Origin of the sequence: Deinococcus aetherius, assembly GCF_025997855.1 — a bacterium.
In the GTDB taxonomy this organism is placed as follows: Bacteria; Deinococcota; Deinococci; order Deinococcales; family Deinococcaceae; genus Deinococcus; species Deinococcus aetherius.
Genome location: NZ_AP026560.1, coordinates 149,835 through 175,535 on the forward strand (window position 1 = coordinate 149,835; position 25,701 = coordinate 175,535).

At 67.5% G+C, this 25,701-nt stretch carries 23 protein-coding genes, 1 tRNA gene and 1 pseudogene; 16 read left to right on the plus strand and 9 right to left on the minus strand.

The window, feature by feature from the left end; translation table 11 throughout:
• Positions 1–169 precede the first annotated feature (169 nt).
• The 8 genes from DAETH_RS00725 (at position 170) to DAETH_RS00760 (ending at position 11,035) form a co-directional block, all read left to right on the plus strand.
• Positions 170–1,189: a D-alanine--D-alanine ligase family protein gene (locus DAETH_RS00725; RefSeq protein WP_264776053.1), complete on the plus strand. Its 1,020-nt coding sequence runs from the start codon at positions 170–172 to the stop codon at positions 1,187–1,189.
• A 103-nt stretch (positions 1,190–1,292) separates the two neighbouring features.
• The gene (locus tag DAETH_RS00730; protein ID WP_264776054.1) at positions 1,293–1,886 is read left to right on the plus strand and encodes a TetR/AcrR family transcriptional regulator; all 594 of its coding nucleotides are present in this window, start codon (positions 1,293–1,295) and stop codon (positions 1,884–1,886) included.
• 92 nt (positions 1,887–1,978) lie between these two features.
• Positions 1,979–3,445 carry a TolC family protein gene (locus DAETH_RS00735; protein WP_264776055.1) on the plus strand — a complete coding sequence of 489 codons (1,467 nt, stop codon included), beginning with the start codon at positions 1,979–1,981 and terminating at the stop codon, positions 3,443–3,445.
• Positions 3,442–4,491 carry a TolC family protein gene (locus DAETH_RS00740; protein WP_264776056.1) on the plus strand — a complete coding sequence of 350 codons (1,050 nt, stop codon included), beginning with the start codon at positions 3,442–3,444 and terminating at the stop codon, positions 4,489–4,491. The genes DAETH_RS00735 and DAETH_RS00740 overlap by 4 nt, the downstream gene beginning before the upstream one ends.
• Positions 4,492–4,496: 5 nt before the next feature.
• On the plus strand, positions 4,497–5,792 hold the full coding sequence (locus tag DAETH_RS00745) for an efflux RND transporter periplasmic adaptor subunit (RefSeq protein ID WP_264776057.1): 1,296 nt from the start codon (positions 4,497–4,499) through the stop codon (positions 5,790–5,792).
• A complete protein-coding gene (locus DAETH_RS00750; protein WP_264776058.1) occupies positions 5,789–9,220 on the plus strand; it encodes an efflux RND transporter permease subunit in 3,432 nt (1,143 codons plus the stop codon). Before DAETH_RS00745 ends, DAETH_RS00750 begins: the two co-directional genes overlap by 4 nt.
• A 197-nt stretch (positions 9,221–9,417) precedes the next feature.
• Complete coding sequence (gene ypfJ / locus DAETH_RS00755; protein WP_264777359.1) at positions 9,418–10,275, plus strand: KPN_02809 family neutral zinc metallopeptidase; 858 nt, start codon at positions 9,418–9,420, stop codon at positions 10,273–10,275.
• A 103-nt stretch (positions 10,276–10,378) separates the two neighbouring features.
• Positions 10,379–11,035: a M48 family metallopeptidase gene (locus DAETH_RS00760; RefSeq protein WP_264776059.1), complete on the plus strand. Its 657-nt coding sequence runs from the start codon at positions 10,379–10,381 to the stop codon at positions 11,033–11,035.
• A 75-nt stretch (positions 11,036–11,110) separates the two neighbouring features.
• Here the strand turns inward: DAETH_RS00760 and DAETH_RS00765 are convergent, their stop codons facing one another.
• The gene (locus DAETH_RS00765; protein WP_264776060.1) at positions 11,111–11,317 is read right to left on the minus strand and encodes a hypothetical protein; all 207 of its coding nucleotides are present in this window, start codon (positions 11,315–11,317) and stop codon (positions 11,111–11,113) included.
• Positions 11,318–11,530: 213 nt separating this feature from the next.
• On the opposite strand from DAETH_RS00765, the gene DAETH_RS00770 reads away from it, so the two are divergent.
• From DAETH_RS00770 to DAETH_RS00800, 7 genes and pseudogenes are all read left to right on the plus strand, one after another.
• On the plus strand, positions 11,531–13,654 hold the full coding sequence (locus DAETH_RS00770) for a DUF4900 domain-containing protein (protein ID WP_264776061.1): 2,124 nt from the start codon (positions 11,531–11,533) through the stop codon (positions 13,652–13,654).
• An 8-nt stretch (positions 13,655–13,662) separates the two neighbouring features.
• Complete coding sequence (locus DAETH_RS00775) at positions 13,663–14,127, plus strand: prepilin-type N-terminal cleavage/methylation domain-containing protein (RefSeq protein WP_264776062.1); 465 nt, start codon at positions 13,663–13,665, stop codon at positions 14,125–14,127.
• A 4-nt stretch (positions 14,128–14,131) separates the two neighbouring features.
• Complete coding sequence (locus DAETH_RS00780; protein ID WP_264776063.1) at positions 14,132–14,596, plus strand: prepilin-type N-terminal cleavage/methylation domain-containing protein; 465 nt, start codon at positions 14,132–14,134, stop codon at positions 14,594–14,596.
• Positions 14,593–15,393: a type II secretion system protein gene (locus DAETH_RS00785; RefSeq protein WP_264776064.1), complete on the plus strand. Its 801-nt coding sequence runs from the start codon at positions 14,593–14,595 to the stop codon at positions 15,391–15,393. Before DAETH_RS00780 ends, DAETH_RS00785 begins: the two co-directional genes overlap by 4 nt.
• Before the next feature lie 62 nt (positions 15,394–15,455).
• Positions 15,456–15,986: pseudogene (locus DAETH_RS24600) on the plus strand (dynamin family protein); the annotation flags it as partial.
• Between the two features lie 1,238 nt (positions 15,987–17,224).
• A tRNA-Thr gene (locus tag DAETH_RS00795) sits at positions 17,225–17,299 on the plus strand.
• Between the two features lie 153 nt (positions 17,300–17,452).
• The gene (locus DAETH_RS00800) at positions 17,453–18,748 is read left to right on the plus strand and encodes a hypothetical protein (protein WP_264776066.1); all 1,296 of its coding nucleotides are present in this window, start codon (positions 17,453–17,455) and stop codon (positions 18,746–18,748) included.
• Positions 18,749–18,842: 94 nt separating this feature from the next.
• Here the strand turns inward: DAETH_RS00800 and DAETH_RS00805 are convergent, their stop codons facing one another.
• The gene (locus DAETH_RS00805; RefSeq protein WP_264776067.1) at positions 18,843–20,012 is read right to left on the minus strand and encodes a tyrosine-type recombinase/integrase; all 1,170 of its coding nucleotides are present in this window, start codon (positions 20,010–20,012) and stop codon (positions 18,843–18,845) included.
• Positions 20,009–20,293 carry a helix-turn-helix domain-containing protein gene (locus tag DAETH_RS00810; RefSeq protein WP_264776068.1) on the minus strand — a complete coding sequence of 95 codons (285 nt, stop codon included), beginning with the start codon at positions 20,291–20,293 and terminating at the stop codon, positions 20,009–20,011. The genes DAETH_RS00805 and DAETH_RS00810 overlap by 4 nt, the downstream gene beginning before the upstream one ends.
• 91 nt (positions 20,294–20,384) lie before the next feature.
• Between DAETH_RS00810 and DAETH_RS00815 the strand changes: the two genes are divergently transcribed.
• The gene (locus DAETH_RS00815; RefSeq protein WP_264776069.1) at positions 20,385–20,627 is read left to right on the plus strand and encodes a hypothetical protein; all 243 of its coding nucleotides are present in this window, start codon (positions 20,385–20,387) and stop codon (positions 20,625–20,627) included.
• Here the strand turns inward: DAETH_RS00815 and DAETH_RS24605 are convergent.
• From DAETH_RS24605 to DAETH_RS00845, 6 genes are all read right to left on the minus strand, one after another.
• A complete protein-coding gene (locus tag DAETH_RS24605; RefSeq protein ID WP_406585090.1) occupies positions 20,578–21,033 on the minus strand; it encodes a TubC N-terminal docking domain-related protein in 456 nt (151 codons plus the stop codon). The genes DAETH_RS00815 and DAETH_RS24605 overlap by 50 nt on opposite strands.
• Positions 21,027–22,169 carry an AAA family ATPase gene (locus DAETH_RS00825; RefSeq protein ID WP_264776071.1) on the minus strand — a complete coding sequence of 381 codons (1,143 nt, stop codon included), beginning with the start codon at positions 22,167–22,169 and terminating at the stop codon, positions 21,027–21,029. Before DAETH_RS00825 ends, DAETH_RS24605 begins: the two co-directional genes overlap by 7 nt.
• Positions 22,166–23,404, minus strand: a complete 1,239-nt coding sequence (locus DAETH_RS00830; RefSeq protein WP_264776072.1) for a hypothetical protein — start codon at positions 23,402–23,404, stop codon at positions 22,166–22,168. The genes DAETH_RS00825 and DAETH_RS00830 overlap by 4 nt, the downstream gene beginning before the upstream one ends.
• Before the next feature lie 130 nt (positions 23,405–23,534).
• The gene (locus tag DAETH_RS00835; protein WP_264776073.1) at positions 23,535–23,723 is read right to left on the minus strand and encodes a helix-turn-helix domain-containing protein; all 189 of its coding nucleotides are present in this window, start codon (positions 23,721–23,723) and stop codon (positions 23,535–23,537) included.
• 65 nt (positions 23,724–23,788) lie between these two features.
• Positions 23,789–24,262, minus strand: a complete 474-nt coding sequence (locus DAETH_RS00840; protein WP_264776074.1) for a hypothetical protein — start codon at positions 24,260–24,262, stop codon at positions 23,789–23,791.
• 399 nt (positions 24,263–24,661) lie between these two features.
• Positions 24,662–25,561, minus strand: coding sequence for a lysophospholipid acyltransferase family protein (locus DAETH_RS00845; RefSeq protein ID WP_264776075.1), 900 nt, complete (start codon positions 25,559–25,561; stop codon positions 24,662–24,664).
• Positions 25,562–25,701 lie beyond the last annotated feature (140 nt).

The window sequence follows — 25,701 nt, forward strand, 5'->3', positions numbered from 1 at the left end:
GGGATGTGGGGACCGCACCTATGTAGATGGACGTTAGGCATCATAGCGTAGGCTGAGCGGCGGATGTGAGAGTTTCCAAAGAGCCCTCCTATCGTGCCAGACACACTTTTCATAGCGTTCTGTACTCAGTCTGAGGTGCTTGAGTAGGGAGAGTGCCATACTGCGGCGCGTGAAAAGACGCATCCTGCTGCTGGCGGGCGGCCAGTCCGGCGAGCACGAAGTGAGCCTGATGAGCGCCCGCAGCGTTCTCGCCGCGCTGCCCCGCGACCAGTTCGACGTGACCCCGGTGGTGATCAGCCCCCAGGGCCGCTGGCTCCCGCCCACCGAGACCGCGCGGGCGCTGGAGACGGGCCGGGCGCAGGGGGGCGGCGACCTCGTGCTCCACCGCGCCGCCAGCGCCGAGGGCTACGACGCCGTCTTTCCCCTCCTCCACGGCCCGATGGGCGAGGACGGCACGGTCCAGGGGCTGCTCACCCTCGCCGGGATTCCCTTCGTCGGCTCGGGCGTGCTGGGCTCGGCGGTCAGCATGGACAAGGTGATGACCAAGCAGGTGCTCGCGTCGGCGGGCATCCCGCAGGTTGCGTGGCGGCTCGCCGTGCGCCGCGAGTGGCAGGACCGGCCCGGAGAGGTGGGGGCGCGGGCCCGGGAACTCGGCTTTCCCCTCTTCGTGAAGCCCGCCAACCTGGGGTCGAGCGTGGGGATCACCAAGGTGAGCCGCCCCGAGGAGCTTCAGGCCGCCCTCGACCTCGCCTTCAACCTCGACCGCCGGGTGATCCTGGAGGCGATGACGGCCCATAAGCCGCGTGAGCTGGAGGTAGGCATCCTTGGCAACGACGCGCCCCTCGCCAGCCCGGTCGGCGAGCTGCGCTTCGACGCCGAGTTCTACGACTACGAGACGAAGTACACCGAGGGCCGCGCGACCATGCACATCCCCGCGCCCCTGCCCCCCGAGGTGGCCGAGCGGGTCCGCAGCCTGGCCCTGACCGCCTTTCGCGCGCTCGACTGTGCCGGACTCGCCCGGGTGGACTTCTTCTACGTCGAGGAGACAGATCAGCTCCTGCTCAACGAGGTGAACACCATGCCCGGCTTCACCACCACGAGCATGTACCCCAAACTCTTCGAGGCGGCGGGCCTGAGTTACAGCGAACTCGTGACCCGGCTGGTGGAGCTGGCCCTCGAACGGCGGTGAGGGGCGAAGGTCGAAGTGGGTCTGTGACCCTCGACCATCCGGCCTATCCCCTTTGTGATCCAGTGCAGTGTTCGTTTTCCGTTAAGCGAGTAAACACTCACTAATGCCTCGCCCCCGCCTGATCACCGACGAAAGAATTGTGGCAGCGGCCCGCGAGGTGTTCCTGGAGCAGGGCTTCTCGGCCACGACCGCCGAGATCGCCCGGCGCGCGGGCATCTCCGAGGGCACCCTGTTCAAACGCTTCGCTTCCAAGGAAGACATCTTCGAGGAGGTCGTGGGGCTGCGGAATTACGCCGAGTGGCGCGAGGAACTTACCATGCTCGTCGGCGTCGGCGACGTGCGGCGCAACCTGGAGCGCGCGGCGCTGCGCTTCGTCGAGACGGCGGGACGCGTCCTACCCCACCTGATGCTGATCTTCTCGCGTGGGCACGCCCCGGCCCACAACCCCATGCTCGAGCGCCTTGGCAACCCCATCCGCCACGACGCGGACGCGGTCGCCGCCTACCTGCGCGCCGAGGTCGCCCTCGGGCGAGTGCGCCCGGTGGACGCCGACGTGACGGCGCTGACCCTGATGGGCACCCTGACCCACTACGTCCACCGCGAGCACATGACCCCCGACCCCACCCGCGAGCCGCTCGACGCCGGACGCCTTGTGCGCGGCCTCTTCGACGTGCTGTGGCCGGGTCTGGAACCCTAGCCCCGGCGGGGCCGTATGAGGTCCGTGCGGCGCCCACCCGGGGTAAGCAAGTTCTCACTCACTAACTCTCCTCCCCGACCTCTGAGGTTTCCATGCGTTCCCCGCCCTTCCTGACTTCCTGCCTGCTGCTGTTGCTGGCGCCCCTGGCCCTGGGGGGTGCGCTCGCGCAAACCGCCGCGCCCCCTCCGTCCCCGACCGTCTTCGCCCAGGGCGCGCCCGCGCCGCTGACCCTCGCCCAGACGCTCACCCTCCTGCGCCAGAGCCCGGGGTGGCGGAGCGCGGACCTGCAATACCGGGCCGCCGAACTCGCGCTCCAGAGTGCCCGGGCGCGGGCCGGGCTGAACGTGACCGTCGGGGCGGACGCGAGCGCCGTCAAGATTCCCGTCTCCTCGGGCGACCTCACCCTGAACACCACCGTCACCGCGCAGGTGTCGGCGAGCGTGCTCCCCTGGTCACCCGCGCTGGAGGCGGTTCGCAGCGCGGAGCGGGGCCTGAGCCGCGCCGGGGCCGACCTGCGCGCCGCCCGGCTGAGTGCCGCCGTGAGCGCGGTGCAGGCGTACCTCGGGGCGCGCAACGCCGCCGCGAGCCTCGCGCTAGCGGACGCGCAGGTCTCGCTCACTGCCCGACAACTGGAGGTGGCGCAATCCCAGCGGCAATCGGGCGTGCTCACCGCCGAGGGCCTGCTCGTGAGGCAGGGGGCCTTCGACGACGCGCGGGCGGCTCAGGACCAGGCCCACACGAACGTGGATCTCGCCGCCCGGGGGCTCGCCAACCTGCTGGGCCAGCCCGTCACCCTGCCCGCCCAGGCCGCCGCGTTCGGCCCGCTGCCCGCCGCGCCGGGGGAGCCCACTGCCCTGGACGCCCAGATCACCCGCGCCCTGGCGGCCCGGCCCGAGGTGGCCCGCGCGCAGAACGACCTCGCCGACGCGCAGGCGCAACTCCGGGCGGCGCAGCTCGACCTGCGGCTGCCCGACCTCAGCGCGTCCGCGCAGTTCGGGCAGATCACGACCGGCCAGAGCAGTGCCGCCACCCGCACGGTGGGCGGCAGCCTGGACGTGAAGACGGGCGTGCTCGCCGGGCAGGTGAGCTTCCCGCTGCGCGACCCCGGCGACCTCCCGACGGGGCTGGCCCTGACCCTGAGTGCCGATCTGCCCGTTCTGGGCGGCGGGAGACGCGCGGCGCTGACCTCCGCCGAGGTGGGGGCGCAGCGCGCGGCCCTGGCCCTCGACACCGCCCGGCAGAGCGTGGACCTGGAGGTGCGGCAGCGGTACGCCGACCTCCAGACGGCGCTGGGCACCCTTCAGAGTCAGCGCGGCGCCCTCGCCCGGGCCCGGGCGGGCCTCGCCACCGCGCTCGGGCGGCTCACGGCGGGCCTCGCCACGGCGCTCGACGTGGAGGCGGCCGAGCTGAACCTGCGGCAGGCCGAACTCGGAGTGGACACGGCCACCGTGAACGCCTACCTCGCCTCGCTGCGGCTCGCCCAGGCGACCACCGACCTCGACCCCACGCTCCTGACCGTCGCCCCCCCCACCCCGCCCGCCCCGGAGGCCCGCCCATGAACCGCCCATCCCCCGCCCTGTCCATCGCCCTCGCCCTCACCCTCGCCTCGCCGCTCGCCGCCGCGCAGACGGTGGGCCTGACCCTGCCGGACGCGGTGGCCCGGGCGCTGGCGAGCGGCCCCGACGTGACCACCGCCCGCGCCAACCTGCAAAAGGCGCAGGCGACCCTGCGCTCCACCCAGGCCGACCCCAGCTCGGTCATCACCACCCTCACCCAGGCCCAGCAGGGCGCCGCCGCCGCCGAGGCCACCCTGGCGGGCACGAAACTCAACGTGGCGCAGACGGTGATCGGTCAGTACCTCGCCGCCTACGAGGCCGCCGGGCGTATCGCCCTGAACGAGGCGCAGGTGCGGCTCGACGAGCGCACCCTCCAGATCGCCCGCGCCCGGTTGCAGGCCCGGGTCGCCACCCAGCTCGACGTGAACCGCGCGCAGACCACCCTCAACCAGGACCGCCAGGAACTCGCCGACGCCCGGGCGAGCCTCCCGGTCCTCGAAGCTCAGCTCGCCCGCACCCTCGGGCTGGGCACGGGCACCGACCTGCGCCTCGCCGCGCCGCCCGCGCCCCCCAAGCTCAGCGTGACGCTCGCAGGCCTCCAGTCGGGGCTGGAAAAGCGGCTGCCCAACGTCGTCCAGGCGGCGCAGGGGGCGGAGTTCGCGGCCCTCCAGGTCCGCATCTCCGACAACGACTACACCCCGGCCAGGACCCTGCAAGACGCCCAGGTGGCGCTCGCCAATGCCCGGCGCGACCTGGAGGGTGCTCAGCGCGCGGCGAACACGGGGGTGCGCGACGCCTACCGCACCGCTCAGGACGCGGCGCAGCGGGTGGAGATCGCCCGGCAGACCCTCGCCAACGCGCAGACCACCCTCAGCCAAGCGCAGGCGCGGCTCCGCGCCGGGACCGCCGCCGCCGTGGACGTGCAGCAGGCGCAGGTGCAGGCGCAGCAGGCGGGGTTCGGGGTGACGCAGGCGCAGGGCAACCTCTGGCGGGCCCTGGCCGCCCTCTCCGCCGCGTCCGGCACCGACGTAACCGGGTTCGTGAGGTGAACGCTATGCCGCATTTCCCCCTCCGCCTCACCCTGCCGCTCACCCTCGCGCTGCTCCTCGCCGCGTGCTCTCCGGGGGGCCAGCAGGGGGCTGGGTCGGGCTCCGGGAACGCCCGCCCCGCCGCGACCCGCAACGACCTCGACGCCGCGCCCGCCAAGACGACCGCGCTCGCCGTCCGCACCGTCCCGGCCCGCACGGGCACCCTGAACGTCCAGCGCACCGCCTCCGCTCGCCTGCGCGCCGACCGTGACAGCAACGTCGCCGCGCAGGCGAGCGGGACGGTCGAGCGGCTCCTCGCGCAGGAGGGCGACCGGGTGCGGGCCGGGCAGGTCGTCGTGCAGCTCGACGATACCGGGGCGCGGCAGGCCCTCGAAAATGCCCGCCTTCAGGCTCAGCAGGCGCAGATCAGCCTCGACCAGGCGCGCACGAACACCGGGCAGGCGACGGCCTCCCTCGGGGCCGCCGTGCAGGCCGCCGAGGCGAGCCTTGCCAAGGCCCGGCAGGACGCCGCGAGCGCCGAGAACCTCTACCGGCTGGGCGGGATCAGCCAGGCGGACCTGAGCGCCGCCCGCAGCGCGCTCGCGCAGGCCCAGAGCGGCCTCGCCCAGGCCAGGAACAACCTCGCCCAGAACGGCCGGGGCGGGCAGAGCAGCCTCGCCCTGCTCCAGACGCAGCTCGAAACCGCGCAGGCGGGCGTGCGGCAGGCGCAGGAGAACCTGGGCCGCACGGCGGTGGAGGCCCCCTTCGCCGGGGTGATCGCCTCGCTCGCCGTGGAGGTCGGGGAGTTCGCCAGCCAGGGAAGCCCCGTCTTCCGCCTGGTGGACGAGGGGAGCGTGAAGGCGACCTTCAACGTGACCCCGGCGGACGCGGCGGCCCTGACGCCCGGCACGCGGCTCAACCTGGGGTACGGGGGCGTGAATTACGTCGCCGTCGTGGAGGACGCGAGCGGGGTGGCCGGAACCGACCGCCTGGTGCCGGTCACGGCCCGGGTGCAGGGGGGCGGCAACCTCCCGGTCGGCGGCACGGCGCAGGTGCGCTACCGCGCCACCCTGGGGAACGGGGTCCTGGTGCCCACCGGGGCGATTCAGGTGGAGGGCGGCGAGAACGCGGTGTACGTGGTCCAGGGCGGAACGGCCCGCCGGGTGCCCGTCACCGTCGTCGCCGAGTCGCAGGGGCGGGTGGCCGTGCGGGGAGTCACGGCGGGGGCGAGCGTGATCTACCCGGTGCCGCCCAGCCTCCAGGACGGGGCGAGCATCCGCGTGGGGACTCCCACGGCCCAGGCAGGGGGGCAGAACCCGTGAGCGTTCACGACCAGCCGGAATTCAACGCGCCGCGCGGAACCCTCCCCGACGGCACGCCCGAGCCCGCCGTCAACCCCGCCGTGCGCTTCAGCGTGCGCAATTACGTCTTCTCCATCGGCGTCTTCGTGCTCGTGGTGCTGCTGGGCCTGATCGCCACGACCCGCCTCGGCGTGGAGCTGCTGCCCAACTTCGAGGTGCCCGTCCTCGCGGTGAGCACGTCGTACCCCGGCGCGACCCCCGACCAGGTGGACCGCGAGGTGAGCCGCCCGGTCGAGGACGCGGTGAGCACCCTGGGCGGCGTGGTGGACATCAACTCGACCTCGGTGAGCGGCCAGTCGGCGGTGGTGATCACCTTCTCCGACCAGACGAACATCGATTCGGCGGCGAACGGCGTCTCGCAGGCGGTCGCGGCGATCCGCGCCACGTTGCCCGAGGGCACCGAGGCCCCGGTCGTTCAGAAGTTCGACCCCAACGCCCAGCCCATCCTCACCCTCGCCTTAAACGGCGGCTCGGCCCCCGCCGGGGACGTCACGACCTACGCGGAAGACACCCTCGTCCCCCGGCTGGAGCGGGTCGAGGGCGTGGCCGACGTGAGCGTCTCCGGCGGCCCCGAGCGTCAGATCCAGGTGCTTCTCGACCCCGCCCGCCTCCAGGCGTACAACCTCGCGCCGGGCCGGGTGTCGGCGGCGATCCAGGCCTCGGCGCTCGACCTTCCCGCCGGGAGCGTGACCCAGGGCGGCAACACCATCGGCTTCTCCACCCGCAACACGCCGACCACCCTGGGCGACGTGGAGCGCATCGTCGTGGACCCCGCCTCGGGCCTGCGGGTGGCGGACGTGGCGGCCGTGCGGGATACCACCGCCCAGGCGACGAGCTACGCCCGGCTCAACGGCCAGCCCGCCGTGCTGCTGGACGTGCGCAAGGCGAGCGGCACGAACAGCGTGGCGGTCGCCGACAACGTGCGGGCGGCGATGGAGGCGCAGCCCCTCCCCGCCGGGTACCGCCTCACCCTCGCCAGCGACACGACCCGCGAGACGCGCGCCACCGTCGAGGATACCTTCAAGGAGTTCCTGATCGCCATCGGGGCGGTCGGGATCATCGTGCTGCTGTTCCTGGGGCGGCTGAACACCGTCTTCGCGGTCATCCTCGCCATCCCGATCTCGATCAGCGCGGCTCCGCTGCTGTACTCGGCGCTGGGCTTTACCTTCAACATCGTTTCCCTGCTCGCCATCATCGTCGCCATCGGGATCGTCGTGGACGACTCCATCGTGGTCGCGGAGAACGTGCAGCGATACAGGGACATGGGGTACGGCCTGCTCAGGAGCGTGCTGCTGGGCGCGTCGGAGGTCTTCTCGGCCGTGACCGCCGCGAGCTTTTCCCTCCTCGCCGTGCTCATCCCGCTGAGCTTCATGCCGGGCATCCTGGGGCAGTTCTTCAGCCAGTTCGGCCTGGGCCTCGCCGCCGCGATCACGATGAGCTGGCTGGAGAGCCTGCTCTTCCTCACCGTCCGTATGGCCTATACCCGCGACCCCGAGCCGATCTCGTGGCGTCAGGTCCCCGGCGTTCTCGCCCGGTTGCCGCGCTTCTTCTTCGAGTCCCTGAGCGGCGTGCGCCGACTGCCGGGCCTGCTCCTGCTCGCCCTCTTCGGGGCGGTGGGCTGGACCGCGCTCGACCGGGCGACCGGGCTGCCGACGCCCGCCGTGGCCGTCCTCGCCGTGTTGCTCGCGCCCGTGCTGCTGACGCTCGTGCGTTACGTCCTCACCGCCCTGCTCGCTCTCCTGGAGGCGCTGACGGGCACCCTGCACGGGTACACCAACCGGGCCGTGAAGGGCACCGCCCGCGCGTACGCCCGCTCGGTGGGCGGGGCCCTGAGGCGGCCCTGGGTCGTCATGCTCGTCGCGGGGCTCTTCCTGCTGAGCGTGCCGCTCGCCCTGCGGAACGTGGGCTTCGCGTTCACCCCGCGCAGCGACTCCGGCATCCTGGCCGTGGACGTGGAACTCCCCACCGGCACCGACCTCGCCACCACGAACGCCCTGGCCGCCCGCGTCGAGGACAACCTCTTGGCGCGCGATGAGGTCCGGCTCGTGCAGACGAGCGTGGGTTCGGGCGGCTTCCTGGGCGGCACGAACGCGAACACCGCCACGCTGACCCTCACCCTGGTCCCCAAGGAGGAGCGCCCCGGCATCGACACCCTCACCGCGCGCTACGGGGCCGACCTGGGAAGAATCGCCGCCAGCGTCCCCGGCGCCGAGGTGCGCGTCTCCGCCGAGCAGGGCGGGCCCGGCGGCAGTGCAGACATCAGCCTGGCCCTCACCGCCCCCAACCAGGCCCTCCTCGTGGAGCGCAACCGGGAGGTCGTGCGGCTGCTCGGCCAGGACTCCAATATCGCCACCCTGGAGAGCAGCCTGAGCGCGACCCGCCAGGAGCGGACCTTCGTGCCCGACCCCGCCCGCCTCGCCGGGAGCGGCCTGACGACGAGCGACGTGGCGCAGGCCCTGCGGACCTACAACGACGGCACGACGGCGGGAACCCTGCGCTCGGGGGACCGCAGCGTGGACATCGTGGTCCGCCTCGACCCCGCCCAGGTGCAGGGTGAGCAGAGCCTGCTTTCTCAAACGGTGTACTCGCAGGCCCTCGGCGGGAACCTCCCCCTGGCGCAACTCGGCTCCTTCCAGCTCCGGCAGGCCCCCGCGACCCTCAGCCGCCTGAACAAGGCGTACACCGCCACCCTCGACATCAACCTCGTGAAGGGCGGGCCCAACCCCTTCGCCTACCAGCGGGTGATCACCGACAAGGTGGCGGCGGCGGGCCTGCTCGCGGGGGGTGTGACGCTCGGCAACGCCTCAGCCTTCGGGAGCGCGGGCCTGACGAGTGACCTCGTGTTCTACGGGCCCATCGTGCTCGTGCTCGCGGTACTCCTGACCTACCTCGTGCTGGGCTCGCAGTTCAACTCGTTCCGCTACCCGCTCTACCTCCTCCTGCCCGTGCCGCTCGCCATCGTGGGGGCGCTGTGGACCCTGAGCTTCTTCCGGGTGAACCTCGACGTGATCACGGTCCTCGGGATGGTGATCCTGCTCGGCTTATCCACGAAGAACTCGATCCTGTATCTCGAATTCGTGACCGAGCGGATGCGGACCCTGCCCCTGCGGGAAGCCCTGATCGAGGCCGCCGAGCTGCGCTTCCGCCCGATCATCATGACCACCCTGACCGTGCTCGTCATCAGTCTCCCGCTCGTCTTCGGGCAGGGGGACGGGGCGGAGTTTCGCCGGGGTCTGGGCATCGTGATTCTGGGCGGCGTGATCACCTCCACCCTGCTCACCTTCTACGTGGTGCCCAGCGTCTTCTACCAGTTCGAGCGGCGGCGCCAGAAGCCGCGCGAGATCAACCTGTCCCAGGTCCCCTCGCCCGCCCTGCCCGCCTCCGACTGATCGCCCGCCTCCCGTGAGCCCCGGCCCGTTGCGGCGGGGGCTTTTTTCTCGTTTTTCTGCACCATCGCTAAAGACCCGCCCCGCCCGGGCTCCCTACAATGCGGGCTGAGCCGTGAAGGAGCCGAGCCGCCGCCTTCCGCAGGACCCGGGCGGGCCGCGCTGGAGGCGTCCGGCAAAGAGAAGGAGTGACCCTCACTATGGACTGGCAGAACCTTCCCGGTGGCGGGAATATCGAGGACCGCAGAGGGGGCGGCGGCATTCCCGGCGGCGGCATCGCGGTGGGCGGCGTCGGTGGCCTGATTATCGCCCTGATCGCCATGTTCTTCGGGGTGGACCCGAGCGCGATCCTGGGCGGCGGGGGAAGTGCTCCGACCACCCAGACGCGGACCCAGACGGCGCCCGGTGAGCAGGACCAGGCCTATCAGTTCGTGGACCGCATCCTGGGAAGCACGAACACGGTCTGGAGCGGCATCTTCCAGCAGGCAGGCCGGACGTACACCGACCCGACGCTGGTCCTGTTTTCCAACGTGGTGCAGAGCGCGTGCGGCCAAGCGAGCAGCGCCGTGGGCCCCTTCTACTGCCCGCTCGACAACAAGGTCTATCTCGACACCAGCTTCTTCGCGCAGATGGACCGGCGGCTGGGCGGGGGCGGCGACTTCGCCTACTCCTATGTGATCGCGCACGAGGTCGGGCACCACGTCCAGAACGAACTCGGCATTTCCGATCAGGTCGAGCGCGCCCAGCAGCAGGCTCGCAGCGAGGCCGAGGCGAACGGCTACAGCGTGCGGCTCGAACTCCAGGCCGACTGCTTCGCGGGGGTGTGGGGCAACAAGGTCTCCAGCCTCGCCAACCTGACCGAGGCGGACGTGCGGGGGGCGATCAACACCGCCACGGCCATCGGCGACGACACCCTCCAGCGCCAGGGCCAGGGCTACGTGGTGCCCGACTCCTTCACCCACGGCACGAGCGAGCAGCGCGTCCGCTGGTTCATGACCGGATTTCAGGGCGGCGACCCGAACAAGTGCGACACCTTCGGGCAAAACGTGCGGCTTTGACCTGTTCCCTCACCCAAGTCGCGCCGCCCTGCGCTTTCATACACCCGTGACCCTTAGGCAGCGCCCCCGACCACAGCCCCGGTGGACAGTCGGGGGCGTTCCCGTGCATCTCAAACGCAGTCCCCGCCGCCGCACCCTCACCCTGCATGTCGCGCCCGGTGCGGTGACGATCCATGCCCCGGCCCGCACCCCCGAGCGGTTGATCGAGAGCTTTCTGGAGGCCAAACGTGGCTGGGCCGAACGCCACCTCGCCACCTACGCCGCCCGGTCGGCTCCGGTGCCCCTCGTGGACGGTGCCCCCCTATCCTTCCTGGGGGAGACGCTGACCCTGCGCCTGACGCCGGGCACGCGTACCCCCTTTCGCTCGGGGCAGGAGGTCCGCGTGCCCCCCGGTGACCTGGAGGGAGTCCGCCGCGCCGTCGAGCGGTGGTACCGCCGGGCCGCCCTCCCCGAGTTGCGCGCCCTGGTGGAGGGCTACGCGGACGCGCTGGGCGCCCGGGACCGCCTGCGAGCCGTTCACCTCAGCGCCGCCCGCACCCGCTGGGGAAGTTGCACCGCCGGGGGCGACATCCGCCTCCACTGGCTCCTGAGCCGCGCCCCCCGCGAGGTCGCCGCCTACGTCGCCCTGCACGAGGCCGCGCACCTGCTCGAACTCAACCACTCGCCCCGTTACTGGGCGCACGTCGCCCGCCTGATGCCCGAGCACGCGAGGTGGCGGGCGTGGCTGAAGGAACACGGGCACACCCTGGCGCTTCCTTGACTGGGCGTGAGGTCCAAGAGGACGGCCAGGGAACGAACGCCCTGGCCGCCTTACTCCCATTTGAAAGCAATAGCTTCACATCGCGGGCATGGGTGTCGGCAGGCCCGGCGTGTCGGGGTTGCTCGTCGGCATGGGCTCGGGCATCCCGGGGGTGTCTGGGTTCATGGGCGGGTCCATGATCGGCCCGGTGTCGTCCCCGCCCGGCATCTGCTCGGGGAGGGGTGAGGGAACGTCGGTCGGCTCGGTCGCGGGAGCGGGGGGACGGTCGTAGGGGGATGTCATGGGGGGACCTCCTAGTTTGGGATGAGGCAGTATTGCCCCGTCCGGAAAGGCGCGGGGGAGAGGGGGGTGAAGGAATATTCACCCCATCCTCTCCGAAGGCCGTCTTCCCGGCGGGCGTTCTTTCCTGAAGGGGCTGACCACAGAAAGTGCCCCTATTGGAGGGCACCAGTTCGGGGGAAGCGGAACGCGGTCGGGGTCGCCACACTGGGCAGGATGAAGGATTCCCGTAGAACGGCAGGCGCGACCCTAATCGTGACGGTGCTGATCATGCTGCTGGTCATGTCCGCTGTCTTGGCCGTCACCGCTCAAATCACACTCTCCTCCCGGCGCAGCAGCGGCGACCAGGAGGCCACCTTGCGTGCTCAATATGCCGCCGAGAGTGGGGTGGCCCGGTCGCAGGCACAACTCAACCTGCTGAACAGCCTGCTCACCGACGACCTGGCAATTCCCGTAAGCACGGCGACAAGCGAAGTGGCTGCTCGGGTGGCGGCGCTCTGCGGCGTGAGCGGCACACTTCCGGCCAGTGGCGTCCTGTGTGGCGCGAGCCCTCCCTTCTCCTCGTCCACCCCGTCGAGCAGTGTGCTAGGAACCACTGCGAACCTGCTCACCGACACCGCCCGCCTGTCGCTCTTCACCAACTACATCCCCGACACCGCCTACGCCCTGCGCGGTTGGACGCTGGGCAGCACGGCGAGCACCAACGAGCAGGCCTTCTGGTCGAACGCGGTGGGTTCGGCGGGGCTCACGGGCGCAGGGACTGTGGGCACCCAACCGTTTTCCAGCGCCGTACGGCTGAACATCATCGGCGTGCAGAGGCTCGCCACCGATCAGTTCACCGTGTACTTCACCGTGCCAAGCGTCGTGTCGCAGGGAGGAGACTCTACGAGCACGCGGGCCATCACCATAAATCCCGTCAATAACGTGTATACCCTCAGGATCGGGCGGGGCAGCTTTGCCAAGTACGCCCTCTACACCAACCACCACTACTCGTCCGCGTCGGCAGAGAGTGCCTGTGCGGGCAGCAGCAACGTGGGCACCAGCGGCAACGTCAGCAGCACGAGTTCCTCCTGCGACGGTGCCCGCATCTTCATGACCTCGAACACCCGCTTCTCGGGGCCGGTCCACACCAACCAGAACTTCACCTTCACCGGGTCGCCCTACTTCGGGGGTCAGGTGACCAGCGCCGGGTGTCCGGCCGGAAAGCTGACCGCCACGGGGTGCAATGTTGCCACCCGTGCGGGAGCTTTCGACAACAGCAACTTCTACACCCCCAACGCGATGACCTCCGATCCCCCCACGATGACGGTCGGGAACGCAACCCCCAACTTTCAGAGCGGGGTGAACTGGAACGCCGAGTTCGTGGCGCTCCCCGAGAACGGCAACGATCAGATAGCGGCGGCGAAGGCTGGCGGGCTCTACATCTCCGGGCAGGTCAACGACCTCTCCCTCTCGGTGGGCACCGTGTCGTTGGGTGGAACGAGCCAGAAAGCCCAGCTCATCAGTTATCAGCAGCAGGTGAGCGGTGTGGCCACCACCGTCAACCTCGCCTACGGCACAAACGGGAGGATGTTCATCCTGAATCAGGGCAGCTACGTCGCGGCGCGTAAGGCTGTGGACTCGTCGGGCCAGCCCACCGGTGCCTGGGAGGCGGCGCCTGCGGGCACGGCCGCCGGGGTCTTCAACGGAGTGATCTACGCGCAAAGCGGCGTTGGCAACCTGCGGGGTCCAGCACGTACCAGCGCGGACGACCCCAACACGGCGCCCGCAGCAGTGGCGGATTTTGCGCAGCTCACGCTCGCCTCCGACGGGGACATCAACATCACGACCGACCTCAAGTACGAAGACCCGCCCTGCGGCAGCGGGGACGCGGCCACCGCCGTCTGCAACAACACGGACGCCAAGAACATCCTGGGTATCTACTCGGCGGGCGGCGACGTCAGCATCGTCAACAGGTACGTCTGCACGTCGTACAGCAGTGGCGCCTGCGCCTCGTTCGGCACCCGTACGCCCGCCGCTCCCAAGAACGTCACCATCCAGGCAATCCTGATGGCCGCCGGGTCGGAGGGCAAGGTGACGGTAGACGGCTACAATGTGGGGCCAACCGATGCGAACGACCGGGGCAGGGTCAACCTGATGGGCGGCATTATCGAAAACTATTACGGTGCCTTCGGGCAGACGAACGGGCGAGGCTACGGCCGCAACTTCGTCTACGACACCCGCACCTCCGAGGGGATCACGCCGCCCTCCTTCCCCACCCAGCGCAACTGGGACATCGACATCCCCGTCAGCCAGCGGCTCCAGCTTCAGGGCAGCGGCACCCAGCAGGCCCGCCAATGAAACGTTTAGTGAAGAGTCCGGGTTTTACCCTGGTCGAGCTGCTGGTGGTGATCACCATCATCGGCATTCTGGCGGCGGCGTTCGCCTTCACCTCCCTGCGGGGGTGGCGGGTTCAGCAACTCCAGGAAGGGGCGGGGCAGCTCGTCGCCGACCTGGAGCGGGCCCGTAGCCTAGCTCAGCGCAACTCGCAGGACAGCACCGTCACTTTGGGCAGCACCTCAGTCTCTGTGCCCAGCGGCAGCTATAGCGTGACCCTCTCGGGCACGGCCCGGACGTACACCTTGCCGAATGGCGTCCGCGCCGCGCCCTCCACGGGCACCACCCCGAACACGGCGACCTTCACCGCCCCGTACGGCGAGCTGGGGAACACGACGGGCGTGGTCTGGGTGGTCAGCTCGCCGCTGGTCAGCAATCAGTTGTACGTCAAGCTCGTCGGCGTGACAGGAAAGGTCATTCTCAGTGCAACCTATTAACCGCATGCTCCCGGCTCGCGGGCACACGGACGGCTTCACGATCATCGAAATCCTGGTGGCCCTCCTCCTAATAGGTGTCCTGGTGCTCGTGGTTCTGGCGCCGCTGACCGGGCTCTTCGGACTCACGCGTCAGAGCATGCGGCAGACCGACGCCACCGCGCTTGCTCAGGGGGTAATGGAGGACATTCGCGGCCAGTGGCAGAATTGGGACAAGTACGACGCCGCCTGCGTGGCAGGTGGCGCCCTGCCAAGCGGGGTCACGGTCTCGGTGCAGAACATGACCGTGCAGGGGGCGACGAGCGGCACGGCCACGACCCTGACTCGCAGCTCCGCAACGGCCTGCCCGGGGAAAACCGGCCCCCGCCTGACCTACGCCCCCTCCGGTTCACCCCTGCTGCGGCGGGTAACAGTGACCGCCACGGTGCAGGACCGCACGTCCTCCCTGATCGCCGAGGTGGCCCAGCCATGAGGCCCTCCCGGCGTGAGGGTGCCTTCACCCTGCTCGAACTGCTGGTCGGTATGGCGCTCGTCGGCCTGATCCTGACTGCACTGCTTTCCCTGAACCTCTCCACCAACCGCTCGGCATCCTCCTTGCAGGTACGCAACGACCTACTTGCCGAGACGCAGACCGCCCAGAACTACGTCGTCGGAAAGCTGCGGGACGCCGCTTACGTCTTCCCGGCGGGGACAACGCTGGTGCTGGGGACCTCCGGAGGGTACTCCACCCGCAAACCCGGCACTACCTCCTCGGGCACCTGGACCGTGGGCACCGACCCGATCATCGCGTTCGTCTTGCCGCCACGGGCGACGACGCCGGGCACCTGCTCCACCTCGGAGAGCACGACCACCGGACCTAAATTCTGCTACACCTTCTACGCCTACTATCCAGTGCAACGCAACGTGATGACTGGAAGCAGCGGCGCCACGGGCGCCAACAACCCGGGAGCGGACGCCACCAACGACGCCTCTGCCTGGGTGCTCATGGAGTACCGCCGGAATTACGCCTCCATCACTGCCCTCAGTTCATCGTTGGCCTCGGGAATCAGTAGCGGAACGGGCCTGATGGTGCTCGACTACCTGCGGCCCCCTGCAAGTGGGGAGAAGCTGTTTGACCAGACTGACAGCACTTCAGTTGGCGTGAGCAGTGTGACCCTCCAACTCGCTACCCAACGGCTCGGGGGACAGACCGTCCTTGTCCCCGCCACGGGCCGTCACAGCGTGACCGTCTATCCTCGCAATGTGGGCAAGCCGGTGGTGCCCAACTGAAGCTCCCCCGGCTACAGGAAGGCGTAAGGCCGGGCCCGCCGCGCTTCCCCTAGACTGCCCCCATGCTCGTCACCTCCCGGGTGCAGGACCTCCTCTCGCGCGAACGGGCGCTGCTCGCCGACCTCCAGGCCTTTCTGGAGACGCAGGGCGCCCCCCCCGAGGTGGTTCAGCACGCGCGGGGAGCGGTTCGGTCACTTGACGAGACCTTCCTGCTCGTGGTTGTCGGCGAGTTCAACGCGGGCAAGAGTTCCTTCGTGAACGCCCTGCTGGGCGCGGACGTGCTGCCCGAGGGAGTGACGCCCACCACCGACCGCATCTACGTCCTCGTCCACGGGGAGCGGCCCGGCGAGCTGGAACCCACCCGCGACCCCTTCGTGAGCCGCCTGACCTACCCCCTCCCCAGCCTGGAGGGGGTGGCCCTGGTAGACACGCCCGGCACAAACGCGATCATCCGCCAGCATCAGGCCCTCACCGAGGGCTTCCTGCCCCGCGCCGACCTCGTGCTGTTCCTGACCTCGGCAGACCGTCCCTTCACCGAGTCCGAGCGGCAGTTTCTCAGCCTCGCCGCCCGCTGGGGCCGCAGTGTGATTATGGTCGTGAACAAGGCGGACCTGCTGGAGACCGAAGGGCAGCGCGAGCAGGTCCGCGAGTTCGTGGAGAAGGGCGCGCGGGGGGTGCTGGGCCTCACGCCGCCCGTCTTCCTGATCAGCGCGCGGGGCGAGCGGCGGGGCGGTGACCCTGGCTTCGCCGCGCTGCGGGAGGCGCTGACCACCCGCCTCTCGGAGACCGAGCGCACCCGGCTGAAGCTGCAAAGTCCCCTCGGCACCGCCGCCGAGATCCTCAGCGGCGAGGAGGCCCGCGCCGAGGCCGCCCGCCGGACCCTGACTGAGGACCTCGCCATCCTGCGCGACCTGGAGGCGCAGCGCGAGCGCCACCGGGAGACGATGCTGGGCGAACTCGACGGGCAGCTCAACCGCCTGGGCAGGTTGCTGAGCGAGTTCGAGGTGCGGGCCGACCGCTTTATCGACGCGCGGCTGCGCTTTTCCAACCTGCGCGGCCTGATGAACGGGCGCGAGCTAGAGGAGGATTTCCGGCGCGAGGCGGTGGCCGAGCTTCCAGGCGCCATCGACCGGCAGTTCGGCACGATGATCGACCGCTTCGTGGAGGCGAACCTGCACTTCTGGGAGGACGTGCAGGCCTTCCTGGTCCGCCGCCAGCCGAGCAGCGAGGTGGCCCGCACCCGCTTCTCCTACGACCGGGGCGCCCTGCTGGAGGGGATTGCCGGGAGTGCCCGCGAGCACCTGGAGACGACCACCGAGCACGAACTCGCCCGCCAGCTCTCCAAGGACGCGGAGGACGCCCTCAAGGGGGCGGTGGGCGGCCTCGCCGGGGGCGTTAGCATCGGGGCGGGGCTGGGGGCCCTCGTCGGCGCGACGGCGCTGGACTTCACCGGGGGCATCCTGGCGGGGCTGACGCTCGGGAGCCTCGGCCTGTTCGTGCTGCCCAACAAGCGGCTCCAGGCGCACCGGGGCCTGCGCCAGAAGGTCGCCGAGCTGCGGCTGGCCCTGGAGCGCATCGTCCGCCGCGAGTACGAGCGCGAGCAGGAGCGCGCCGACGCCCGCCTGCGCGACGCCATCAGCCCCTACACCCGCTTTACCGAGCAGGAACAGGCCCGGCTGGCGGGGGCGGCGACGCGGGCGGCCGAGTTGCGCGCCCGGCTCGACACGCTTGGGCGGGAGGTCAAGGCGCTGGGGTAGGGGGCGGCCGAGGTTTGACAAGCCGGGGCGCATCGTCTACCCTTGTCCGTGCGGTATTTTCGCCGTCCGAGTAGGCCAGTGTAGCTCAGCGGTAGAGCAACTGATTCGTAATCAGTAGGTCGTCGGTTCAAATCCGACCCCTGGCTCCAGAGAAAACCCCGTCCTGGACGGGGTTATTTCGTTTGCCCTCTTGGGCGAGAAGCCCATTTCGGCACCTTTGTGCGCTACGCGTGCGCTACCGATTTCAGGTGGGCTGTCAAATACGCTGATCGGGTTGAATTTTCTTTAGTATAGTGTGCAGGGTGACACCGCAAAACACTGCTGAATTTTTTGGTGAAGTTGATAATAGTGAAGTTGCACAGTTAATAGCGCGTGCGCTTAGTCTGGAGCTCTCTGAAGACGAGACTATCTACTCGTTTTGCTCAAGTGGGTCAGTTAAATGCACTTTGAGTAAGTCACAAATAACCGAGAGCCTTACACTTCTGGAGTCTTTGGCTGTTTTCGAAGAGATGAGCTTGGCATCGCAGAATTCATTTGAAATGCCTTTAATGGAGCATTCAAATACGCCCGTTGGAAGAAGAGTTAGCGATTCTATTCCTGAGATGGAAGATGCAGAAAATAGAATCACTTATAGCTTGGGCAGACCCAGTAATGAGTACGTTCTGTTCCTGCTATTAAAATTCAGAGACCCAAATATAAATAGGTATATTTTCAGGCCATTGCCAATTTCCTTTCTTATTGAAAGGATGTCAAGAGATAGCGACGGGCCTATTTTGGCTATGGATGTGCTTAAGCAGGCAATGAGATTTAAGACTCTGAAAATTTCGTCAGTGAGGCCACGTAGCGCAGCATCTTTCAATAATTTCTCAAACTCCTATTTATTTTCCTTAGGTTACAACTTGAATCTTGCTTTGGTGCCCATTAGGCAGTCTGATGAAATATTAAGGTCTTATAGAATTAGAAGAGTGCGTCGTACAAATCAATCAGAACTTGTAGCTCCCCGCAAACAATACCATCCGGACCTGGTTTATCACTACCAGTTAGGAATATCGGCTGACATACCTGCTCTAGAGTATCTTTCTTTTTATCATGTTATAGAACACTTTTTTGAGCACATCTTCAATGAGGATATTGTCAGTAGGATAAGGGACAAGATCACCTCGGAATCCTTCTCTTATAAGAGAGATAGAGATATTAAAGATTTAATTAAAATGGCAATTTCTAACCGCTCTTTTGCAGAGGATTCTGTAAACGTTAGTGAGTCAGAGGCTCTAAGACTAACTTTATTAAAATTTATACCATCGCCAGGACCTTTAGCCGATTTGATAAACGAATATGATGAGTCTCTTCTAGAGTATTACGCTAATACCGAAGTCCCCTTTTGCAAAGGTAGAAGAGTAGATTTTAGAAATCTTGAGTCATTTCACAAAAACTTAGCTTCAAGAATATACTCAACCAGAAATGCGATTGTTCATAGTAAGGATGGCGACAGGAGTAAGTATACACCCTTTAAAGACGACTTGGCTCTTTTAAAGGAATTACCTGTACTGAGATTTATCGCAGAAATAATAATAAATGGATCTGCACAGGTAATGTGAATTGGAATACCGGTAGACCTAACTGGCTATGCTAAGCCGTCAGTAGAATTTTATAAGGAGCACCGCTGTTTTCTGGTAATTGGGTTTTAGGCAGTTAATTGGTTATTCGAAAACTAGTGGACAGATTTACCAAGTCGCTTATGTTGACTGCATACTGGGAATGTTCCTCAACGCTGACATGCCGATAAGTGCTTAGGGTAAATGCTGGGGTGGAGTGCCCCAGTTGTTTGCTGACCACTTCCAGCGGGACTTGGCGGCTGAGCATGAGGCTGGCGTAGGTATGGCGCAGGTCATGGACCCGGATACGGCGCACCCTGGCCCGCTCGCATAGCCGGTTCAGGGCGCGGTTCAGGTTGTCGGGGTGAAGGGGCGTGCCCTTGTAGGTGGTGAACACGTACCCGCTGTCCTGCCAATCCTCGCCCATCGCCGCCCGCTCTTCCGCCTGGGCCGCCTGCCAGGTCCGGAGCAGAGCCGCCGCTTCCTGTGACAGCGGTACTGTGCGCCTGCCGTTGGCACTCTTGGGCGTGCTGATGTGCGGCTTGCCTTCCAGCGTGACGAGGTTTTCCACGATGCGGCACGCCCCGCGCTCAAGGTCCACATTGGCCCAGCGCAACCCGCACGCTTCACCCCGCCGCAGGCCCAGCGACACCATGAACACCAGCACCATGCCCTGCCGGTCCTGCCGGGCCACCTCGATAAACCGCGCCACCTCTTCCGCCGTCCATGCCTGGGCGGTGCGCCCTTCCTTCTGCCGGTCAGAGATGACCTTGACCGCCTCTGCCGGGTTGCGGGTGATGAGTTCCAGGCGCACCGCTTCCTTGAGGGCCATGCTCAGCGCCCCCAGGGCCAGGCGTTGTGTGTCGGTGCCCAGCCCGGCGCCCCTGATCTTGTCTTGGAGGTAGCGCACATCTGCCGGGCGGACTTCCTGAAGCCGCTTGCTGCCCAGGTAGGGCTTGAGGTAGAGCCGGACAGAGCGGGCGTAGCTGGCATGGGTCTTCGCCTTGACCTCTGACTCACGGCTGGCAAGCCAGCGGTCCAGCCACTCGCCCAGCGTGACGCGGTTGGGGGCCGCCAGCCCGCCCCGCGTGTGATCGGCAATGGCCTGGGCTTTGGCCTTTTCTGCTTCGCTCTTGGTTTTTTCGGTTCCAGAACGGCGGATTTGCTTCCCGCTGGCGTCCATGCCTAGGGTAATAGTCCACTGCCAATTCCCGCTGGGAAGTCGGCGCACAGTGCCCTGCCCGTTGCCGCGCTTGGCTTTGGTCATGGTGAGTCTCCCTCTCTGTACCGGAGCAGGTCTTGGACTTCCACGGGCTGCCCGGTGAGTTCCCGTAGGGCCTGAATGAGCTTGGCAAGGGTGGCGAGGTCCAGCCGCCCGCTTTCGCCATTTGCCAGCAGATACAGCGTTCGGCGGGCAATTCTGCCCCTGGCATGGGCGGCCAGGCGGTAGACGGTGACGCCGTGGGCCTGTAGGAAGTCCCCCAGCAATAGTTCCACCTTCGTATCACTATGGGCGTTTTGTTCGTTGTGGTCAAGTTTTTTGGGCACGGCAACCTCAGCGGGGCGCAATTTCCAGACACGGTAAAGGGGAAGTTTCGGCGCCCCGGTTTGGGGCTAGCATGGTGGCACTATGCCCGCTGTGGTGACGCTGGAAGGTCTGAGCGCCTTTCTCAATGAAGAGGGTGAGTGGGAAAGCCCTGACGCGGCCCTGGCCCACCTGCTCACGGCCTTCTGTGACTTCTACAGCCGCACCTACGGCCCAGAGAAAGGCTTCTGGCAGGGCCACATGTTGCGCCTAATGGAAGACAAGCTGGGGGTTGCGGTGGAGGCCGTCAGCCCAACGCGGGAAGAGGTGGAGGCGCCGCCTGACCGTGTGTACTGACCGCCTGCCGGGGCTGCCAGACCGCATGGGCCGCCCAGAGGTGGCGTAGGCAGTGCCCCGTGTCCCCCCCAGCGGCGTAGGTGGCGGCCCATGCCAGCACATAGTCAGCCAAGTTAGGCACGCGGCCCCCGTCTGGAAGGGCCACGGAATGCCCAGGAAGCTGCCCGCCTGCCGCTGCATGGACAAGGCGCCCCAGCGGTTCGGGAAGGGGCGGCAGGGCGGGCAGGGGAGAAGGTGGCACGGCCAGCTTCAAGACGCCCAGCAGCAGGGGCTTGTGCGTTCGCAGGGCCGCCGCAAGTTCTGGGGTCAGGGCGCCCTTCCTGGCCTGAGTGGTGAAGCCTTCGCCGTTCAGGGCTAGGCGCACGCCCAGCCGGTCAAGTTCGGCCAGCAGGTCGGCGGCTACCATGCCAGTTCCTCTAGCCTTTCTTCCTCACGCTCTGCCGGAACTGTGGGCGTGTGGGGCAGAGGCGCCGGGCTTCGTTCCTGTGCGGTACTTCCTAGGGGTTGGTGTGGTGTGGCAGGGGCCGTGGGGTCAGGCAGGGCGTAGAGCCCGCGTGCTGGCTTTACAATCCGGCCCGCGTCTCCCAGAGCTTTCAGCGCCCGGTCAAGCGTGCCGCCGCGCTCGCCCAGTTGGGCGCGGGGCAACGGGCCAGCTTCAAGGGCGGTCAGAATCCTTTGCTGAACTTCCTGCCCACGGTCCAGACGCTCAGGGCCGATGGAACGCGGCCCGGCTTCACCAACAAAGTGAAGGTCCAGTGTGTTCAATTGCTCACCAATGTTGGTGAAGACAGCTTGGGTCAGGAACGGTTCAAAGGGGGCCGCGTTGCTCTTGTCCACACTCCAACGGGTGACGTTCTCGCCCTGGCCCTCTTCTTTCTCCAAGGCGACAGATACCCGTGCCCATGCCCGCTTTTGCTGACTGCCCATAGGGGTAGGGACGCCGCCGCTGCCCGCCGCCGCTTTGGTGGCATGGTCAATGACCAACACCGCCGCCCCTGCCTTGCGTGCCCCGTTCAGGCCCACCCGCAGGGCCAGCGCCACGTCCTGACCATTGTTCGTGTCCCCCACCATCGTCTGCCCCAGCGAGTCGCACACCACCAAATCAATACCGAGTTCCCGGGCGGTAAGGGCAAGGTCTGGCCCCAGGGTTTCCAGGGACTTCAGTTCGGTGTCTTCGGCGGGGCTACACGCTTCGGTGTTCGGGCTGTAGTAGTGGAAGTTTTCGGGCAAGCCCTCACACCCGAGGCCCCGGAAGGCGGCCAGGAACAGGTCATGATTCCATTCCCAGGAACCGTCAAAGTCCAGATACAGCACCCGCAGCCTTCGCCTTGTCGTCTTCAGGTGGCAGAAGGGCCGCCCCAACACCAGACAGGCCACCAGATGCGCCACATGAACCGTCTTGCTGACGCCGGGCTGTCCAAAAAGCAGGGTGCCCGCCCCTCGCGCCAGCAACTTTTCCACCAACCAATCCACCGGCTCTACAGGCGGGGCGGTGAGGCCGTTGAAGCTCGGCAACAGTTTGGGTTCACGGCCCCCTGTCACAGCAGCCCCCTTAGCCTTTTGTTGAGCTTGGTACGGTACTTCGCTAGGGCCAGGGCTTCCGGGCGGGCTTGCACCACCACACCACTTCCTAGGGCTTGGTGTGGTGGTGCAAAGCGCACGCCCCCCGTTGCACCATCACTTTCACCGGATGGTGAGACGGTGTGGTGAATGGTGGAAGCCTGAAGCAAGTCCCGCAAAACCTGGCCCAGCCAGGCCGTGCCGCACTGCCCGGCAAGGTCGCAAAAGTCACCGGCAGGCAGGGCAGGCAGCACCCGCACTTCAGCCGCCCCCGCAGCCTGGGCAAGCTGCCCGACCCGCGCCACACAGTCCCGCCCGGCTTGATCGGCGTCGGCGTAGAGGTAGACCGTCTGCCCGGCCATGCCTGCCAGGTGGGGCAGGCCACCCGCCCCGGCCAGCCCTTGCACGTTCAGGGCCAGCCCAGCGGCGCCCAGTGCCCGCGCGGCGGCGGCCCCATTCAACTCACCCTCAACGATCAGCCCCGCCGCGTCCTGGCCGTACCCTGGGGCACACCACGCGGGCGCCCCGTGCCGGGCCAGGCGGTACACATAGCGGTCAAGCCCCGCCGCTGCCAGGTCTGCCGGGCGGCCTAGGTTCCTGACCTTCAGGCCCCAGGGCTGCCCATCCGGGCCGGTGATGAGCAGGCCCAGCGCCCCGGCATGGGCCAGCGGGCGCCCGTCACGGGTCCGGTAGTCCCGCCTGAGCTTGCCCACCCGCAGGCCCGGCCAGCCCCACAGGCCCCGTGCCCGCAAGTCCTGGGCGGCCCGGTCCTGCCCGGTCAGCGGGGCCAGCAATTGCCGCGCCCGATTCAGTTCGTCAGGGTTCAGCGGGGAGAGGGCGGACAGTGCGCCTTGCGCCTGGGCCAGCGGTGAGGGGGGCGTGTAGGCCCGGCTGGGCCGTGATGCGTTCGGCCAGCCGTCAAGAGGCACCCCGGCCAGGCGGTGAAGCTCGACACGGGCCTGGGCTGCCGAGTAACCACATTCCAGCAGGAAGTCATAAGCACTGCCGCTGGCCCCATCGCCGCCGTGACGCTTCCAGAACCAGACCTGACCCCGGCGAAACACGCTGAAGCTGGGGTGGTACTCTTCCTGCCCTGGCCGCCGGTCACAGATTTTGCCGCCCCGCTCACGGGGCAGGCCCCGGACAGCTTCAGGCCCCCATTCCTGGGCGATCAGGTCAGGCAGGTTGACCCTTTCCAGCAGTTCGGAAACGTTCACGCCTCACCGCCAAAAACGGGGGCCAGCACGCATCTTTTTCTGCCGAGGGGGTATTTTTCGGAGAGCGTAACTATGGGGCGTTTTCCGGTATGCTTGGGGTGGCTGCCCCCTGCCTTTTGGTGGGGGCTTTTCACTGCCTGCCCCCTTCAAGCTGGGCCTGTTCCCAGGCTTCTAGCGCCTGCCGGGGAATCCTGATGACCTTCCGCCCCACCTTGATATGGGGCAGGCGGCCCGCCTTGACCTCCCTGTAAATCAGGTTGGGGTGAACGTCCAAACGGGCAGCGGCACCGTCAACGCTGTAGTAGCTGGGTTGTTCCATGAAACGGCCCTCTCACTCTCTGCCCGGCGACAAGGCCGGGGTAGAACTTCAAACGCGGCTGAAGTTCAGAGGTAAAAGGGGGCGCCTGGCCTGACCTGGGGCCGGGCTTCTATCGGCGTCAGCGGGGGCGGCCCTGTGTCCCGGTCCCGTTCTGGCAGGTCGGGCACGGTGACGGCAGCCAGCATCTCTTCCAGGCGCTCAGTGAGCATGTCCCGCGCCGCTTCCAACTCTTCCTTGAGCCGGGCGTGAAGGGCTAGGATGAGAGCTTGCCAGGAAGCCCGGCTGAGCAGCCGCAAGCTGACCCGCAGGGCGGGCAGGTAGCGGCGGTTGGGCAGGGTCAGCCGGTCAGAGAGGGCCAGGTAAAGCAGAGTGGGCCGGTCTTCAAGCCGGGTCAGCCCGTGAAGGGCGCCCGCCGCGCTGGCCCCTATCCGCTGAGCGTTCCGCCAGTCAGGGCCGTAGTGCGCTTCCATAACCCGGCCCAGAGCGGCATACAGGTCTTGGGAGTTGCTGGCACTAAGCCTCTGAACGTAACCGCTCATCACTGCATTCCACCCTAGCACTCTTTCTGTTGGACGTGAAGTGTTGGCTATTGACAACGTGACTGACGTAATACACGCGTGCGCTACCCATGCGCTACAGAGGCGGTGAAGAGCAGTGATAAGCGGTGAAGCAGGGTGAGAATGAGGGGCGGAAAACACCCGCTGGGCACGCATAAGCGGGGATATACTAACGTTTACAGTGAAAAGAGGTGAAGTCATTCTGCCCAGTTCGTAATCAGTAGGTCGTCGGTTCAAATCCGACCCCTGGCTCCAGGGAAAAGCCCCGTCCCCACCAGGACGGGATTTTTCTTTTGAAGGTCCTGCCCCGGTGGGGGCTGGTTTTCGCCCACGGCACCTGAAGGGTCCGCTGAGCGTCCTCCCCGGGTGAGCGCGGGGGATTCATCCTGTCTCGCCTGACAGGTGCAGGCGCCGCGCCTCGATCTGGCCCCGCAACTCCGGAAAGGCCGGGTCGATGTCGAAGCGGTAGCCGTCCCAGTAGCCGTCACGCTCGGGGTCGTAGCGGCGGGGTGGGGGCAGGTCTCCCGAGAGGGCCGCGCGCTTCATCTCGCGCTGCACGCGGGCCCGCAGAATGTCGGGGAGCACGGCGAGGACCTCCGCCACGGGGACGGGTGGCAGCACCCGCAGGCCAACCCGCTGGCCGTAGCGCAGGGTGGGGGCGAAGGGGTGTTCCCAAATCCGGTGCCCGCCCGTCAGCACCACGGGGAGCAGGGGGGCGCGCAGGTGTCGTGCCAGGGTGAAGGCTCCGCGCTGGAAGTCCGTCTCCAGCCCGAGGACCGACCCCTGCGGAAAGAGGCCGAGGCTCTCCCCGCCCGCCAGCACCGCCCGCCCCGCCCTCAGGAGGTGCCGGTATGCGGCGGCCCCGCGCTCGGGGGTGATGCTGAGGTGCCCGAGCCGGGTGACCGCCGGGCCGACGAGCGGCCAGGTGAAAATCTCGTCCCGCGCGGCGAAGCGCAGCCGCAGAGGTAGGGTGAGCAGCACCGGAACGTCGAGCAGGCTCTCGTGCAGGGCGACCACGACGAAGGGCCCACCCCGCGCGTGTTCAAGTCCCCCAACGTCGAGTCGAACCCCCAGGTGACCCAGGAGTGCCCCGCTCGCCTCCCGCTGCCGCGCAGTGCGCTCTGCGGGCGTCAGGTCCACCGGGAGGGCTGCCAGGGTCCGGGCCAGCCGGGCGAGGAGCGGGCGCCCGGCGAGGTGCAGCCGCACCCAGCCCTCCGGCGTCTCGGGGCGCAGCCGCAGTCGGGGTGGGGGGGGAGAGTCGGGAGGCACGCTGCCCGTCATCGTGCCCTCCCCACACGGCCGGGGCCGTCAGCAACCCGACAGACGTGCGGACGATAAACCCCGGCCTTTCCCTGGGCCAAGGCGAGGCCACCCGCCTTTCATCCGGGCGGTGGCCCACGCCCGGGAGAGTGGACGGGCAC